13 protein-coding genes are annotated in these 17,204 nt (G+C 54.2%); 4 read left to right on the top strand and 9 right to left on the bottom strand.

All coding sequences use genetic code 11. From position 1 onward, the window contains the following. Positions 1 to 45: 45 nt before the first annotated feature. From B051_RS0112645 to B051_RS0112610, 8 genes are all read right to left on the bottom strand, one after another. Positions 46 to 849 carry an outer membrane beta-barrel protein gene (locus B051_RS0112645; protein ID WP_245539624.1) on the bottom strand — a complete coding sequence of 268 codons (804 nt, stop codon included), beginning with the start codon at positions 847 to 849 and terminating at the stop codon, positions 46 to 48. Positions 850 to 1,089: 240 nt separating this feature from the next. Continuing rightward, positions 1,090 to 2,013 carry a M20/M25/M40 family metallo-hydrolase gene (locus B051_RS0112640; protein ID WP_018478570.1) on the bottom strand — a complete coding sequence of 308 codons (924 nt, stop codon included), beginning with the start codon at positions 2,011 to 2,013 and terminating at the stop codon, positions 1,090 to 1,092. Positions 2,014 to 2,071: 58 nt separating this feature from the next. Continuing rightward, the gene (locus B051_RS0112635; RefSeq protein WP_018478569.1) at positions 2,072 to 2,284 is read right to left on the bottom strand and encodes a DUF1737 domain-containing protein; all 213 of its coding nucleotides are present in this window, start codon (positions 2,282 to 2,284) and stop codon (positions 2,072 to 2,074) included. Between the two features lie 204 nt (positions 2,285 to 2,488). After that, positions 2,489 to 3,079 (bottom strand): hypothetical protein, encoded by a 591-nt coding sequence (locus B051_RS0112630; RefSeq protein ID WP_018478568.1) that lies wholly within the window; start codon positions 3,077 to 3,079, stop codon positions 2,489 to 2,491. A 16-nt stretch (positions 3,080 to 3,095) separates the two neighbouring features. Next, entirely contained in the window at positions 3,096 to 3,821 is a 726-nt protein-coding gene (locus B051_RS0112625) for a head GIN domain-containing protein (RefSeq protein WP_018478567.1), read from the bottom strand. A 107-nt stretch (positions 3,822 to 3,928) separates the two neighbouring features. After that, entirely contained in the window at positions 3,929 to 4,849 is a 921-nt protein-coding gene (locus tag B051_RS0112620; protein WP_071594895.1) for a M48 family metalloprotease, read from the bottom strand. Positions 4,850 to 5,149: 300 nt separating this feature from the next. Further along, positions 5,150 to 5,758, bottom strand: a complete 609-nt coding sequence (locus B051_RS0112615; RefSeq protein ID WP_018478565.1) for a hypothetical protein — start codon at positions 5,756 to 5,758, stop codon at positions 5,150 to 5,152. A 186-nt stretch (positions 5,759 to 5,944) separates the two neighbouring features. After that, positions 5,945 to 6,694: an SRPBCC family protein gene (locus B051_RS0112610; protein ID WP_018478564.1), complete on the bottom strand. Its 750-nt coding sequence runs from the start codon at positions 6,692 to 6,694 to the stop codon at positions 5,945 to 5,947. A 314-nt stretch (positions 6,695 to 7,008) separates the two neighbouring features. Between B051_RS0112610 and B051_RS0112605 the strand changes: the two genes are divergently transcribed. Next, positions 7,009 to 8,358: a PKD domain-containing protein gene (locus B051_RS0112605; RefSeq protein WP_033316868.1), complete on the top strand. Its 1,350-nt coding sequence runs from the start codon at positions 7,009 to 7,011 to the stop codon at positions 8,356 to 8,358. Between the two features lie 118 nt (positions 8,359 to 8,476). On the opposite strand, the gene B051_RS0112600 is transcribed toward B051_RS0112605, so the two are convergent. Further along, the gene (locus B051_RS0112600; protein WP_245539623.1) at positions 8,477 to 10,735 is read right to left on the bottom strand and encodes a Tex family protein; all 2,259 of its coding nucleotides are present in this window, start codon (positions 10,733 to 10,735) and stop codon (positions 8,477 to 8,479) included. A gap of 230 nt (positions 10,736 to 10,965) precedes the next feature. Here B051_RS0112600 and B051_RS0112595 point away from each other — a divergent pair, with 230 nt between their 5' ends. From B051_RS0112595 to B051_RS0112585, 3 genes are all read left to right on the top strand, one after another. Beyond that, positions 10,966 to 12,315, top strand: coding sequence for a neutral/alkaline non-lysosomal ceramidase N-terminal domain-containing protein (locus B051_RS0112595; RefSeq protein WP_018478561.1), 1,350 nt, complete (start codon positions 10,966 to 10,968; stop codon positions 12,313 to 12,315). Positions 12,316 to 12,896: 581 nt separating this feature from the next. Continuing rightward, the gene (locus B051_RS0112590; RefSeq protein WP_018478560.1) at positions 12,897 to 16,523 is read left to right on the top strand and encodes a T9SS-dependent M36 family metallopeptidase; all 3,627 of its coding nucleotides are present in this window, start codon (positions 12,897 to 12,899) and stop codon (positions 16,521 to 16,523) included. A 387-nt stretch (positions 16,524 to 16,910) separates the two neighbouring features. Next, positions 16,911 to 17,147, top strand: coding sequence for a hypothetical protein (locus B051_RS0112585; protein ID WP_033316867.1), 237 nt, complete (start codon positions 16,911 to 16,913; stop codon positions 17,145 to 17,147). The last annotated feature ends 57 nt before the right edge of the window (positions 17,148 to 17,204 follow it).

The raw sequence follows: 17,204 nt of genomic DNA, 5'->3' as shown, positions 1-17,204 counted from the left end.
GGGGTTCAGTTGGAGTCACTAGGAATGTATAGGAACTGACAGTGCTTATTTCTTTTTCTTGAAACCGCTTATTCCCTGGTTCTTCTTCGTAAACACCTCGTTTTTGAGGATAGGGGTATAGAGCACTTTCACCGAGAACACACCATAGTGGTCCTTGGTGTGGGCAAACCCGATGGGCGGGCCCACATTGTCCAGGTAGTCGGTTGTGGTCATGTGGTACACGATTTCAGGCGCGACGCTCCAGTGGTCGGAGAAGCGGAAGCGTATGCCGCCTCCAAATGGAACCACGCCCGCGATGGCCGGATAAGAGCGTATGCGGTCGTATGTTACGTCTGTGTTCTCGCGTCTGTTGGTCGGGTAAGAAGTGGGGGTATAATACACAAAGCCTGCGCCCGCCTTCACAAAAGGCACCACGAAGCGCTTGCGGGTGGAGCGGTAGTTGTTTGAGCCGCTGTAGCTGTCGAGCAGGTTCATCACCACCATGGCTGACACCTCAATTACCTCGGATTCAAAGGTGATGTTGTTGACAGGGGTTTTCTCGGTGGCCCCTAGCTTGATGTATTCCACCTCCCCACTAAAGGACAGGTATGGCGTGGCCTTGAAAAGTGCTCCAATGCCCATGGCAGGGCCTATGTCATTGCACCCCCAGCTGCCACAGATGTCGCTCTTGACGGCGGCCAATCCTGCCCCGGCCTGTATCACCAGGCCACGCTCCGGCACTTTGCTGATGCCCATGCGCCTGATTGCGTCGCCTTGCCCATAGACGGACGTAGCACAGACAGTAGCCATCGCTAAAAAAAGTAGATAGAAGTAGAGTCTCCTGTTCATGCTCCAGACAGGTAGTTTCATAATATGTTAGGTGCCTGATAATTAGCCGACAGGATTAAATTTTCCTGTCTAAAAGAGTGGCAAAAGCAATGGCGCTTTTTCTCTATCTACGGAAGGGCAAAGGAAAGGATGAAGAATTTAGTATAAATACATTGCAATATAGGAATTGTAATAAACTAACTCGAATTATCCCATTTACCCGCCTAAAACTGCAAGTTTCAAGGTATACTGGTGGTAATCATGGGGTTAATGCCGCTCCTGCTACTTAGTATTTTGTAGCGTTACCGGCCGCTTTTTGTCCAATATTGAAAGGAAATCGATGACGAGTGCCGCCGCATCCGGATAGAAGGTGGTATGGATGTTAACGTAATCGTCTGAGGGCTTGTGGTAATGCGGGTGGTCCTCCACTCCGAAGTAGATAAAGGGGATGTTACGCTTGTGAAACTGGTAGTGGTCTGACTGCCTTGTCCAATCATTTTCGCCCTGCTCCGGTCGGTCGTGTCCCAGCAAAAGCTTCGCCTGGGGCCGCGCCGCTACCTGCTCCAGGTATGGGATGAGCGCCGGGTAATGATAGGAGCCGCTGGCGTAGAGTTCGCCTTTCTGGTTGATGCTGAGCATGTCCATGTTCAGGTTGAGCAGGATGTTCGGAAGCGGTACCGGTGGGTTCTCCAGGAAAGCATTAGCTCCCTGCAGTCCCAACTCCTCCCCATCCAGCGCCACAAAAACCAAGGTATGGTAAGGCTTGTGCTTCTTGAAGTGAGCGGCGGCGGCCAGAAGAGCCGCTACGCCAGAGGCATTGTCATCGGCACCGTTGTAAATCTCTCCTTTACGCACGCCCACATGGTCGTAATGTGCTGTGATAACGATGGCTTTGTCTGATTTGCCCGGAATATAGCCGATTAGGTTCACCGCCTCCTCCACTGTTATACCTCTGCCTTCAAGACGGAAGGTATGCCTGAGGTTGTTTTGATAGGGCTTGAGTCCTATCTCCTGGAAACGGCTCGTGATGTAATCTTGGGCCATTCTGTTGCCCTGGCTGCCGCTGAGCCTGCCTTCCAAAGAGTCCGCAGACAGCACCTTTACGTCGCGCAGCAGTTGCTGCGCATCGAGCACCCGGCGCTGGGCATACCCAGTAAATAGGCAGGTGGATGAGAATGCGATAACGAGGGCAAGCGTCCTGTTCATGTATGGCTAGGTTTACCTGCCCAAGTTAGCATAAATACAGCAGGCTAAAAAGCGGCTGTTACGCATTGTTCACAGGCCAGGCTACCCAGCTTTTCCTGCGGTTGGTTGGCTTATTGGTGTTTTTGGCTGGCTTCTGGCGCTCCACCTCTTGGGTATAGCTTCCGCCCTGCTCAAATACGCTGCCCTTCAGGACCCATCCGTTTCTAACATAGGCTTCTACAGAGTTCACCAAAGCCTGTAAATCTTTTGCTTTTATCACGTCGAATTCCATCGTTTTTCTCCTTTTACTACGTTTGGCTAATTGATTCGTGTTTCTACAATAGTCCAAACAAGGAGCGTGCCGCATACGTTCAGCATGCATAATAGTTACAATTTTTTCGGCATAAATTTCAGCAGCTGCCTCTAGAATCAAAAAGCAGTAAGGGCCAGCTGTTTGGCTGGCCCTTACTGCTTTTTTTTATTTTCGAGCTATACCTTACTTCTTCACATCAATGAAACTAGGCATCTCGACTGGTCCCACCGCGGTTTGAATAGTTGGCTTTATTTGGAGCAGTACTTCGGGGCGGCTGGTGCCATCTGTTTTCGTCAGCAGGGTTACCAGGCGCAACAGGTTGCTATACCCGGGATTTCCATTCTCTTCAGTGATGCGGATGGGCGTGCGCACATTGATGGTGTTCAATCCATGGCGAAGTTCCACCGGCTCATCTACAAGGCCACTGAGCGTTGGCTTGCCGTCCAACAGCAGCTGCCACTGCAGCTTGGTCACGGTCATGCTGCGCTCCTGGCTGCCTTCACCCAGTTCTACGTTCAGCCCCAGGCTCGAAAAAGCATTCAGGCTGTTGTCAGAAAAAGCGGAGAACAACAGGGCGGCTTCGCCGAAAGAAAAGTCCTCCGGCCGCTTCTTATCCAGCACGTTCACGCCGTTGAGTTTTACTTCATTGATTCCAGACAGGCTGTATTTGGCTTCCTTGAATGCCTCCAGGTCATTTTTGGTGCTACAAGAGAGGGCGAACAACAGCACGCCCAGCAGAAGAAGGATATTCAGAAAATTGGTTTTGTATGACATAAGGTATAAATGGGGCTCATCGTTTTATCACTTTGCCTGAGCCCGCTATGTTTGTTTGGATAGTTGGGTCACCGCGGTAATACACATTGCCACTTCCGCTTATGCTCACCGTCAGGTTATCAGAGGCGTTGACCTCGGCGCTTCCGGAGCCGCTCAGCTGCACCCCGGTGTTCTGCGTGCTCAGGCTGAAGGCCTTCACACTCCCGGAACCGGAGAGATTCACTTCCTGCACAGTGGCTTCGCCTAACAGGTCAATGGAGCCGGAGCCGCTGAGTATGCTCGACACTTTGCTGGCCACCACGTTCGCTTTGATGGAGCCGGAACCATCGAGGTCAGCTCTGAACTCGTTCGCCTCGAACTGGTCCTGCAACTCAATCCTACCGGAGCCAATCATCTCGGCCTCAGTAAACTCCGGCACGGTGATGTACACTTCCACTGTTGTGTGGCTTCTAAGGCAACGGTCAAAGCTGAGGTCCCAGGTTCCGTTCCGCACCTCGGTGCTGAGGGCATCCAGTACGTTGGACTGGCCTTTCACCTCTACGTGTTGGGTAGCTCCACGTCTAACGAATACGCGGGTGCTTCCGTTCACCCGCACCCCATCCAGGGCATCCAGGTTCAGCTCACGGGTCTCCACATCGCCTCTTCCCCGCACACAGTCGGCTTCGTCTCCGCAGGAAGATAGCATGGGCGCAGCCAGAACTGTCAGCAGTCCCAGACGCAGAAAATACTTGAACGATTTCATAGTTTTATGTAGCTTAACGAAGCTGCAAGTTAACAATTCCTACAGTCACTACATAACTCCTCAGCATCGTTGGCCCTTAAAATGGCGCATGCCGCTAAATAAATCGGCTAGCCGAAATAGCCCACGCGCTGCCCTCTCTTATTCACCAGCACGCCCTCGTCCGTCACAAAAAGCCCCTGCAGATACTCGCTCTCAAAGTAGAAAGGGAAATCTGGGTTGTTGGTGCGGGCGAGCTTTCCTACCACCCGGGCACCTTCTTCGGTCATGTGCACCAACTGCAGGCGCGTGGTCAGGAAGAACTGCTCATGCGGAGCGCTGCTGAAGACAACCTTGCGCAATACTAGCCTACTGTCTAGGGAGGCGGTTGTCACAGGAGTCTGAGGTTGGCTTCTGACTGTCTCGCGCTCCGGCCGCTGCGTGCGGGCCGAACCCGCCATTGGCTGTTGCTCGCGTTGCTGCCCCCCGGCACTGGCTACCAGTTGGGCGTCGGCGTTGTTCCAGCCTCGGCTGATGGCGGCCAGCCGGTAGCTGCGCCCCGGGTGTGTAGCAGAGCTTCTCTCGTCGGAAAGCACTTTCATGGCGGCCTGTGCCTCTTCTATACTCGCGCCCATCTTGCGCAGCACGAAACCAGAGAACTCATCAGCCTCCAATTCATCAGCGTGGTTGCTGCCCGTGCGCGACAAGGTATGGCCATTGAGGTGGTGCCCTATCTCGTGGGCCAGTATGCTCACACCGGCCCAGTCTGTATGCACGGCATTGTTGATAGCCGCCAGAAAACGCTCGTTGTAGAGAATGTAGCGCTTGCCATTGTAAATCACAGCGGCTGCGTTCTCGATGTTGGCAGAGCGCACCTCAAACCGCGGCTTCAGGCCCACCACATCTATTATCTCCCCAATGATATCGCGGGGTGCGGCTTTGGCGGCTACATATTCGGCAGCCTCAGCGGTAGGCGCCACCCCGGCGACCGACGCGAAAAGCGGAGCCAGCAGCAGCCCTAATACCAAAGCCGCCCTATTCAGTTGATTCATTTTATTTCCCTTCTCCATAAGTTGATGACCACAGCATATCCAAAACGAAAACTGGGCTGCCGCTGGTATGTGTATGATAGCAACTACTTTGCCAGAATCAGACTTTCTATACCTGCCTTGCAGGATTGGTTGACAGCACCTGGGTTCTGGTTGTTATAGCCGCCTCAGTCGGAGCACAGCAGCGGCCAGTACGTCTGCTCTGCCTATAACCTATGGAGCGTAGTGTACTTGCTGAACATGCAATTGGCCCCGCTCAATCATGCGCAGGTATAGCAGGTATACCTATACCTGCCTGAGCATTTACAAAGATGCCACGGCAGCGGCTGGTTTGGTTACGGTGATGAAGGCCGGTGATTCAATGTCGCCAACCGGAGTTTTGATGGTAGGCTTGATTTTGAGGGTGACGTGCTGCCGGATGTCGCTGCGCTGACCCAGCAATGTGATGAGCCGCGAAAGACCGGTATAGCTGGGTTGGCTGTCGGCCTCTGCCAGTCCCACGGGTGTCTCGATAGGAAGTTTGTTCAGTCCCTCCTGCAGCACCAGGGTCTCATCTATAGTACCGGCAAGCGCCTCTTCTCCATCCACAAACAGGAGCCATCTCAGTTTGGTAATGGTCAGGTTTCGTTCTTCCTCCGCCGCATCCTTTAGGGTGACGTGCAGCGCCAGCGTGGAGCTCACCTGCAGCGAATTGCTGGTGATGGTGGCCAGCAGGCTGTCGCGTTCCTCGTGTGTGAAGCCTTGCCGCGTCTGTATCCTTTCCTCCACGTCAATGCCGTTGAGTTTGATATCCGACACTCCCTGCAGACTGTACTGTGCCTCCGTGAATGCCTTTATGTCCTGTGCCTGTTTGCAGGAGTAACCAAGCAGGGCCATCACCAACAGCAATCCAACTATACCTATCCGCATCATTCTGTCTTAACTTTATATTATCCCTTCCGAGCAAATAACGCACCAGCCAAGCTCTCATGTTGCAAGCCTACTTATATTTTATGCAGAAAATCAGTCTCTTTCCGTAGCTAAAAGCGAAAGCCAGGTATAGTGCAATGCTATACCTGGCTTTCGCTTCTGAGTGCCTCAGTAAGTTAACAAACAAACCTACTCCATGTTGAGTGGCTGGTGGTGCTTGTGCCGGTCCTGACCTGTCTCCATGAAACGCTTGAAGTAGCGCAGGTCTTTCTCCACCATACTCTTGAGCATCGGGTTCAGCATCTTGGCAGCCAGACCACCCACCGAACCTGCTGGAGGGCTGTAGGAAATCACAGCCTGCACGATGGTGCCATGACCGTCTGGTGAGTCGGCGAACCGTACCTCGCCCGCATTGTCGATGTCAGAGTTGGGCAGCGATTTCCAGACGATGAGCTCATTCTCTCTTTCGCTGATGATGTCGGCATCCCAGGAAACGGTACCGATACCTCCAGGTATTTTAGCCTTCCAGTGTGAGCGCTGCGGACCGTCCTGCCGTACGCTTTCCAGGTGCTCCATGAAGCGGGGCAGGTTCTCGAGCATGCGCCAGAACTGGTATACTTCGGTGCGCGGTCGCTCCACCGTTATCGTCTGGATGATGTCCAGTGCGATGTCTTTGCCATCACCGGTGTCGCGGCCGATGGCCTTGTTCAGAAAGCAGAAACCGCTTATTCCCCTGAACAACAGCGCTCCTCCGGCCAGAGCCATGGCCAGCCCGGCACCTCCCGACTGTCTTAGCCCTACTAAGGCCAGCGCGGCGCCTCCTACTGCTGAAAGCGTCCGCTCAGGTACGCTGACATTGATGTGACTCGACCCGCTGGCTGGCGGAAAGATGTGCTCCGTGCGGAGCAGCTTTGAGTAATTGGGGTTGTATGTATCCATAGCTTGTGGTTTTTTAAAGGATACGTGGTTCATAACCTATATTGTTACTCATACAGATTTTTGTTCCCCAACTACACCCGCCAGATAAATAGCAGTTTCCGCCTGCCCCTTTTTGAATACCGGTCAGCTACACGAACAGTCCCTTAACCATTAATTCATATGTCAACTTATTTAATTCATAAATACTACGTACAAAAATTATATCCCTCAGCATCTAGGCTGAATTGAAATCCTCCTCCGTCTCTTCTTTTCAATGCAATGCATTGCCATTTCTGATTTCCTCGCGTTGACTTTCAATTTCAATCCAAGACACGATGAAAAATCTTTTACTTACACTCCTTTTCTTCATCAGCACTTCCGCTATTCCGCTTGTAGCACAGCGGACTCCTCCATCACTGGATTGCAAGCCTAAGATGCAGCCAAACGTGCAGTACAATTTGCGGCAGGCCCAAATTGCCCTGACAGAAAATAAGGTGGCTGTTTACTATGTGGTACCTAAGGATGCGGAATACGTTCAGGCAGAATACGACGCCATCCGGAATGCCACCCGCGATATACAGGCCTGGTTCCAGATAAACACAGGAGGAGTCACCTATACCTTCGCTTTCCCGGACACGGTGATGGTGTATAGAGCTTTAGAAAACACGAGCTACTATCAAGACTCCTGGTTTTTTAAAATCACTGACGAAATGGCTGCCCAGGGACATCCAATTTGGCAACCTGGAATTGTAGCAAGCCTTTGGATAAAATCTGGCCGAGCTGACGGTTTGGGCGAGGGAATGCAGGCATGTGATGGTTATTGTGGCGTCGCAACAACTGCAGTTGAGAATTTTCCAGAGTTCAACTATTTTAACAGGTGCCCCACTGACCCGAATGGCATCATGTGGCCTTGTGTACCGCACGGCACCATGGCACATGAACTGGGCCACGCATTCGGGCTGCCTCATCCTGACGAAGTAGATTCCACTCGTGAGTTTGCATTCCATAGTATTATGCGCGCGCACTGGAATTATCCAAATGGAGCCCCTGACAACCTGCGCCCTTGGGGCCTGCTGACGGTTGAGAGAACCACGCTATGGGCGAATCCTTTCTTCTACGAAGACATCTCCTTGAAGCAAATATATGATGCAGACATCGTCAATCTTCCTGTGACAGGTTCTCCCCCTGCTGTCAGTTTCACCAGTTCCATCAACAATCTGACCGTAGACTTCAGTAACAGCACAGAAGACGCCGTACTCTATTACTGGACCTTTGGCGACGGCAGTGGCAGCAACGAGGAGTCCCCCACCCATACCTACAGCAGCCCAGGTACTTACACGGTTACGCTACGGGCCTCCAGCGAATCCGGTATGACCGCTATGCAGCAACAGACCATAGAGGTTACCGACAAGAAAAAGCCGGTGGCCAAAACCATACATGTAGGTCCTATCAAGATATACCCGAACCCCAGCACGGACGGGCGCTTCACGGTTACTTTCCCGCCGCTCCCCTTCACCTTCCGCCTGCTGGTGCACGATGCCATGGGACAGCCCATCCTTGACCAGACGCTCTCAGGCTCCTCTCGCAGCCTCGAACTGGACCTCAACTCGTTTGGGCAGGGAGTCTATTACGTCAGGTTGGAGATGCGCGGAGCCAGGCTAACGCAAAGACTGGTGGTGCTGTAATAAGCAGCGATTCACAGCAGCTTGAATAACCGCAGTTTCTGCTAAAGAACCAATAAAAAAGCGCCCCGTCAATTGGCGGGGCGCTTTTGGTTGTGATGAAGTCTCTACCTGAGGAGACTTACTTGAACATGCCTTTCAGCTTGGCCAGCTTTGCCTGGAAATCATCCATCGGCTCTTCCTCCTTCTTTGCGTTGCCCTTCTTGGCTCCGCCTCCACCACCTGCTGGTCGGGCTGCGTTCGGGTCGCCTTTCATGCTCAGCGAGATGCGCTTGCGTGGCACGTCCACCTCCAGCACCGTCACCTCAACCTTCTGCCCTACTTTCACCACGTCATGCGGGTTGCTCACAAAACGGTCAGACAGGTGGCTCACGTGTACCAGTCCGTCCTGGTGCACCCCGATATCCACGAAGGCGCCGAAGGCGGTGATGTTGGTCACGAGGCCCGGCAGCTTCATACCTTCTCGCAGGTCCTTCATCTCGTTCACGCCTTCTGTGAAACTGAAGGCCTCAAACGTATGGCGCGGGTCGCGGCCCGGTTTGGCCAGTTCGCTCAGGATGTCCTGCAGCGTTGGCAAGCCCACTTTATCAGTCACGTAATTCTTCAGGTTGATTTGCTTGCGGAGTTCCTCTTTCTGCATTAGGTCCTGCACTGTTACGCCCAGGTCTTTAGCCATCTGCTCCACAATCGGGTAGCTTTCCGGGTGCACAGCCGAGGCATCCAAAGGGTTCTTGGCGCTGCGGATGCGGAGGAAGCCGGCCGCCTGCTCAAAGGCCTTGTCGCCGAGTCGAGGCACTTTCTTCAGCTCAGCACGGCTGCTGAAGGGTCCGTTCTGGTTGCGGTACTCTACGATGTTCTGCGCAAGCGATGGCCCTAGGCCAGACACATAAGTCAACAATTGCTTGCTGGCAGTGTTCACTTCCACACCAACGGCGTTTACACAGCTCATCACTACGTCATCCAGCGAGTGCTTGAGGGCCGACTGGTCTACGTCGTGCTGGTACTGGCCTACGCCAATGGATTTCGGGTCTATCTTCACCAGTTCGGCCAGCGGGTCCATGAGGCGACGGCCGATGGACACGGCGCCACGCACGGTCACGTCCTGATCCGGGAACTCCTCACGGGCCACATCAGAAGCAGAATAAATAGAGGCGCCGCTCTCGTTCACCATCACCACCTGTACCGAAGACGGCAGTTTCAGGCTCTTTACGAAGGCCTCTGTCTCGCGGCTAGCGGTGCCGTTGCCAATGGCAATGGCTTCCACCTCGAAGCGCGTCACCATGTAGCGTACCGCCTGTGCCGCTTCGCTTTCTTTATGCTGACCGGTGTGCGGGTATATGGTTTCATTGTGCAGCAGCTTGCCTTGCTTGTCCAGCACGACAGACTTCACACCTGTCCGGAAACCTGGGTCCAGCGCCAGCACGGTTTTCTGACCTAGCGGGGAGGAAAGCAGCAGTTGGCGCAGGTTATCAGCAAATACCCGGATGGCTTCTTCATCGGCACGTTTCTTTGAGGTGAGGCGCACCTCTGTTTCCATGCTCAGCTTGAGCATGCGCTTGTAGCAATCTTTAGCCGCCAAGCGCACCTGCTCCGAAGCGGCGTTGTTGCCTTTCACGAACATACTCTCCAGTTTGGAGATGGCTTCTTCTTCGTCCGGCTGGGCGCTCAGCATGAGCACCATCTCTGTTTCGCCGCGGCGCATGGCCAAGATGCGGTGCGAAGGGGCTTTCTCAATCGGCTCCTCCCACTCGAAATAGTCCTTGAATTTCTGACCGGCTTCTTCCTTGCCCATCATCACGCGGCTCTTGAACACGCCTTTCTTCTCGAAAATCTGGCGCATGGTGGCGCGTGCCTCCGCGTTCTCGTTCATCCACTCGGCCATGATATCGCGCGCGCCGGCCAGGGCCTCCTCCGCGTCTTTCACTTCCTTCTCTTCGGAGATGAAGTTGGCAGCCTCGGCGGCCACGTCCATATTGTTCTGCTCGAACAGCAGTTGCGCCAGCGGCTCCAGCCCTTTTTCGCGGGCGATGGTGGCGCGGGTGCGGCGTTTCGGCTTGTACGGCAGGTAGATGTCCTCCAGCACGGCCATGGTTTCGGCGGCCATGATGCGGGCTTCCAGTTCCGGCGTGAGCTTCTCCTGGTCGCGGATGGACTTCAGGATGCTTTCGCGGCGCTTGTCCAGCTCACGCAGCTGCTCCAGCCGGTCACGTATGGCGGCTACCTGAACTTCGTCCAGCGAGCCTGTCGCCTCTTTTCGGTAACGGGAGATGAAGGGCACGGTGGCGCCTTCGTCCAATAAGGTTGCCGTAGCCTCCACCTGCTTGATGGTGATGGACAGCTCAGTGGCAATTTTCAACAAATGGTCAAGATTCAATTCCATGTATAGCAATAAAGGATAATCAGAAATCAAAATGGAGTTTGTGATGGCAAGGTATAGCAGCCTCCCCGCAGTTTCTCCCGCACACCTGCTCCGGCAGGTATAGCCTGCTTTGAAAACGTCAAATTTAACTGATATTGCCTGAAACCGAAAGCAACATGTCCCGGTAAATTGGAGCGGCACCTAAAAAGCTGATGGTCTGGCTCCTTATTATTTTCTATACCTTTGCCTGATTGGAATATCTCACACATGTTAAAAATTGGCTGTTCGTCCTGTTGGGCTGCCTGCTCCTCTGCCTGACGCAGTCCTGTCAGCGCATCGACCACACGCCATACCAGCAGACTGACTACTACCGCCATACCTTGCAGGCCATGCAGGAGCAGCCGCCTACCGTTTCTAATGGCGATTCCCTGCTGGTGGGCTGGTCCAAGGTGAACATCACGCCGCCAACCAATACTCCGCTGGCGGGCTACGGCAAACGCCGAGGCCTGCGCTACCAGGAGGTGCACGACTCGGTATGGGTGCGCACCTTCGCTTTTGATAATGGAGAAACTGAGGCGGTACTGGTGACGCTGGATATGCTGATTGTGCCCATGACCATTGCTGCCGCGCTGGAAGAGGAGTATGCCGCCCTTGGTCTGGAGCCGGGTCAGGTATACCTGACTGCCACCCATACGCACAGCAGCTTTGGCGGATGGGGTAAAAAACTGGCTGGCTGGCTCCTGGCCGGCAGGTATAGCCAACAACTGGTGGATGAGACAACGGCGCGGATTGTGCAGAGCATCGTGGAGGCGCGGGCGAACAAACTTCCGGCGCGCATCGGGTACGGGGAAGCCGGGGCTCCACGATTGGTAGCCAATCGCCTCACTGGCTCCAGAGCCCGGCTGGATACGACCGTGCGCTTCTTACAAATAGAGCAGATTGCTGGCAAAACAGCCATACTCAGCACCTTTGCGGCGCATCCCACCATCCTGCCGTCCATGGAGCCGGTACTTTCGCGGGATTACCCGGGGGAACTGGTGGACGAGTTGGAGCAAACCGTGGACTTTGCGGCTTTCGCAGCCGGCGCAGTGGCCAGTCACCAGGTAGTAACACCCCATGGCGACACCCATGAAAGCACGGAAGCTGTAGGGCAGCGATTGGCGCATGTTATACGTCGTGCCTTGCCTCATGTGAAAATGGACAGCACGGCCACCCTTGGCTACTCGAGACATGAATTGGAGCTGCCAGAACCACAGTGGCGCCTGAACAAGACCTTCCGCTTCGCCCCTTTCCTCTTCCATGGCTTGTTTGGCAGGTACCAGGCCCATGTCAGCAGCTTGCAGTTGGGGGAGATTATCCTGCTGGGCGTTCCCGCTGACTATTCTGGGGAGTTGCTGCCCGCTTTGAAGCAGCAGGCGGAGCGGCAAGGCAGAGAGGTGCTGGTAACCGGGTTCAACGGCGGCTATATCGGTTACATCACACCTGATGAGCACTACCCCCTCCAGAAATACGAGACACGGGCCATGAACTTCTACGGTCCGCACAGTGGAAGCTACCTAACCGAGGTTTTACTGCAACATTTGCGACAGTACGCACGCTGAAGCTGGCCTTAACAACGGAAGGAGCAAATTGTTTTCGAATTTTTCAGACACTTTTAGTACAATAATCACCCTATCCTATTTCTATACCTACTTTACAGAATATTAATTTGGTACAATTGTAAATTTATTATCTACAGAAATAGTAATATAAATAATCCTAATATATCGCGAATAATTTCCAAGAACCCTTTTGCTTGCCTGTCATATCCTGTTAAGCTGACAGCAATTTATAAAGCAGATTTCCTTCAGCAGGCATTTTGCCTCCTATACGTTCTGCTACAGTATGCTCTGGTTCATGAACGGCACCCTATACCTTAATAAGGTACAAAATCCCATACAATTCAGCGCGCAACGATGTCATAACACATACATCTTGGCAAAATCCATCTCCGTAAAGGTAGCACATTCAGGCGCTAATGGTCAGGTTATACCCCGTGCAATCCCTTAGGGCATACCTGTACCGACCTGCTGCTGTGCGACACCCTATCCACAGCATAGTGCAAAGAAGAGTACCAGTTTTAAGATTGTAACACCCAACAAATAATACCATATGTAACATCTCTAATTCTAACTCACCTTCTATGAACCAAAGATTATCGCACAATTTGCTGTTCCTGCTGGGGTTGCTTCTGTTGCTGGCTCCGGGCACAGCAGACGCCCAGTCAGCACTGGATGTAGCGCTCCGCCACATCGACCAGAACAAGACAACTTATAAGCTGAATGCCTCAGACCTCTCCGACTACGTGGTCACAGACCAGTATGTGAGCAAAAACAACGGCGTGACGCACATCTACCTGCGGCAGCGCTTCCAGGGCATCGAGGTGGCAGATGCCAACATCAACATCAACATAGACCCAGAAGGCAATGTCATCAACATGGGCAACCGCTTCATCCCCAACCTGCGGGGTGCCATCAAGAGCAGCGCGGCCTCCCTCTCCCCTGAGCAAGCCGCGAATGCCGCCGCTTCCCACCTCAAGTTACAGGTGAAACAACCCATCAAAATCAAAGAGAGAAAGTCGCCAAACGCCAAGCTTCCCGCTGCAGCCAAGGCAGTTTTGCTCAGCGATGGCGGCGTTTCGCTCTCCCCTATACCTGCCAAGCTGGTATACCAGCGCATGCCGAGCGGCGACGTGCGCCTGGCCTGGGAGGTGGACATCTACAACCTGGACGCGCAGCACTACTGGAAGACGCGCATTGATGCGGCCACCGGTGATGTGCTGAAGAAAGAGGACCTGGTGATTCACGACAACTGGGGAACGCCTGTGGTGACGGATGCCCCGGGCGAGGCGAAAACCTTCGCTAGACAGAACAGGCAAGGCAAAACTGCCTCCAAAGAGGAGCGCCTGAAAGCCCAGCGGGATTTCTATACCCAGGCCTTCGCGCCACGCAGCGTAGTCGCGGCGTCAGTGGCCGCCAGTGGTTCCTACCGGGTATACGACGTGCCGTTTGAGACTCCTAGCCACGGCGACAGAACCTTGGTGACAGGCAAGGAAAACCTGACTGCCTCCCCGCTGGGCTGGCACAACGACGGCCTCCTCTCCTACACCATCACCAAAGGCAACAACGTGCACGCCTACGAAGACCGCCTGGGAGCCAACGCCGGCACTAGCCCTGATGGTGGCGCCAACCTGGTGTTTGACTTCCCCCTGGACCTCACCAAGGAGCCCGATACCTATGTGAAAGCCGCCACCACCAACCTGTTTTACTGGAACAACCTGATGCACGACGTCTTCTACCAGTTCGGTTTTGACGAGGCCAGCGGTAACTTTCAGCAGACCAACTTCTCCGGCGAAGGTATAGGATTGGATGGCGTGATGGCGGAGGCCCAGGACGGCGGCGGCACCAACAATGCCAACTTCCTGACCTTGCAGGATGGTATACCTGGCCGTATGCAGATGTACCTCTGGACTTCCTCGGTGGCGGCCCCACTGCTGCACATTACGGCGCCATCGTCCGTGGCGGGCTCCTATACAGGTATACAGGCAGCCTTCGGACCCGACATCACCGCGACAGGGGTTTCTGGAAAGATTGTGATGGCTGACCCGGCCAATGGTTGCAACGCCGCACCTGAACTACCGGCCGGTTCCGTGCCGCTGCCCTTCAACAACCAGTTGGAGATACTGGGCAACATCGCCCTGGTAGACCGTGGCGATTGCTCCTTTATCTCCAAAGCTTTGAACGCGCAGGCTTCAGGTGCCACAGCCGTAATCGTGGTGAATAACGAGGATGGTCCGGCCATGTCGATGGGGGGCGATGAGACCGGTGCGCTCGTACTTATACCGGCCATCATGATCAGCAAAGCCGATGGCGACAAATTGAAGGCCGCACTGGGCCAGGGCCTGACAGGCGCGCTGCGGAACGAAGGTGGTGTCCCTCCGCTGCGCGACGGCGACCTGGACAACGGCATCATCGCACACGAGTACGGACACGGCATCTCCACACGCCTCACCGGCGGACCGAATACGCAATGCCTGACCGGAGCTGAGCAGGGTGGCGAAGGCTGGAGCGACTTCTTCGGCCTGTACATGACGATGAAGGCCGGCGACACCGGCCCACAGCGGCGCGGCATTGGCACTTATGTGATGTCAGAAGGTACGGACGGCGGCGGTATACGTCCGGCTCCCTACAGCACCGATATGGGCATCAACCCCTATACCTACGGCATGGTCTCCAACCCAGAAATCTCGGTGCCGCACGGTGTGGGCTTCATCTGGGCTACTATGCTGTGGGACATGACCTGGAACCTGATTGACGAGTATGGCTACGACCCAAATATCTACAGCGGCAAAGGCGGCAACAACATCGCCCTGCAACTGGTGATGGATGGCCTGAAACTGCAGCCCTGCAGTCCCGGCTTTATCGATGCACGTGACGCCATTCTGGCCGCTGACCGCATCAACAACGGTGGTGCCAACCAGTGCCACATCTGGCGGGCCTTCGCCAAGCGAGGCCTCGGCTACAGCGCCACCCAAGGCAGCAACGATGACCTGACCGATGGCACAGAGGCCTTCGACATGCCGCCTTCCTGCGAGCCAAAACTGGCTATCAAGCTGCAGGCCACTCCTGCCCCGGTGGCAGATGGCGACGTGCTGACCTATAACATCAAGGTGACGAACGATACGAAAGGAGCCGTAAGTGGTGTGACCATCACAAACCCGTTGCCTGAGGGTACCGTGTTTGTGCAGGAGACGACGAAAGATGCTCCAAAACTATCCAACGGCGTGGTGACCTTCAAGTCGGTGAAGATGGCGCAGGACGAGACCATTGAGCGCTCCTTCAAAGTGCGGGTGAACAAGGGCACCGGCACCACCGTCTATTTCCACGATGACATGGAGAATGGCGGCGCCAAATGGAAGACGGCACGCGGCCTGAGCCTGAGCGACTGGCAGCTGAGCACCAAGAACCCTCACAGCGGCACCACCTCCTGGTTTGCTGTGGACCCGGATGCCTTCAGCGACCAGTACCTCATCACGGCGCAGCCCATCACGGTAGGCGAGAACGCCCAGCTCCGCTTCTGGCACAGCTTTGCCACCGAAGCCGGCTTTGACGGCGGCGTGGTAGAAATCAGCACAAACCGAGGCCTCACCTGGAGCAACCTGGGCAGCAAGATGACACAGAACGGGTATAACGGCAATATCCCGCTGACCAATGCCTCTACCATTGTGGGCTCGGCTTTCACCGGCAACAGCGACGGTTACATTCAAACCATAGCCGACCTGAGTTCCTACAAAGGCCAGAGCGTGCTCATCCGCTTCCGTATGGGTTCTGATGTGCTCACAGGTGCCACGGGCTGGTATGTGGATGACGTAGACATTGTCTCCAACCCGACCACGGTAACGAGCAAAGCCCATGTGACTTCCCGTTTTGGAGGCGATGCTAGCGCGACTACAGAGACCCTGGTGCTCAAAGCCGGCACGCTCTCCCAAACTAGCGTAGCAACCGCTGTAGCGGCACAGCCACAGGACATCCTCTACCCGAACCCGGCGCAGAACCGCATTACCCTGAAGCTGGCGAAGCAGGCTGAAGGCAAGGTAGTGGTGACGGTGGCGAACGCCCAAGGACAGCAGGTGCGGCAGCAGGAACTGTCGGCTGAGGAGGCGAACAACGAAACGGCGCTGTCGTTGGAAGGTATGGCCTCTGGCATCTACTACTTCACCATCAGCACCGGCCAGGCGACCACGACGCACAAAATCATTATCAGGAAATAACAGGATACTATAAACCCCGAGCAAAAGCCACTTCCTTCTGGGGGTGGCTTTTCTTGTTCAAGTATAGTTACGGCGCTATACCTCTCATCGCTTCCTCACACATAGAACTTGCATTCCAGATACATTACACCCAAGTTCTGCAGCTGATTTGGACATTTGGTAAGTACCGTATACCAGGACAGTTTTGCGCCTTAACCACTTCGGTGCAATCCAAAAGGCAGGAGCTATACCTTAAAATTGTCTGATAGTGCAATATATATACCTGTATTTCAAGAACAATCCTATGGGTATCTTGGAATAGTCAAAAACTAAAATCGCTCTGAATGGTTTAACTAAGAGAGCGGCTACACATAAGCCATTCATTTTGTGCCATTTAATTCGATTATCATGGAAAGTTTAAGTATAGCTAGTATATTGTTTTTCCTGACGTTTGCGCTCTATTCGCTGCTCGTCGTTTTCATCCTCACCTGGGTGTACCATGACGCGGAAAGCAGAGGCATCATGGGCTGGGTGGTAGTCATACCTACCTTCATGACAGGAACGATTTTCGGAACCGTGCTGTGGCTTGTGTTCAGGCCATCGCTCAAGCCAGATCCAGTACTGGTCAGGTCACGGGAGAGGTAAGGTATACCTGCACCTGTTTTCATAAACCGCAATTAAGTACCTTCGCATAAATCTACT

The sequence above is a fragment of the Pontibacter roseus DSM 17521 genome (assembly GCF_000373265.1).
Lineage (GTDB): Bacteria > Bacteroidota > Bacteroidia > Cytophagales > Hymenobacteraceae > Pontibacter > Pontibacter roseus.
Note: the sequence above shows the minus strand (reverse complement) of the source record. Positions and strands in the feature narration are given on the sequence as shown.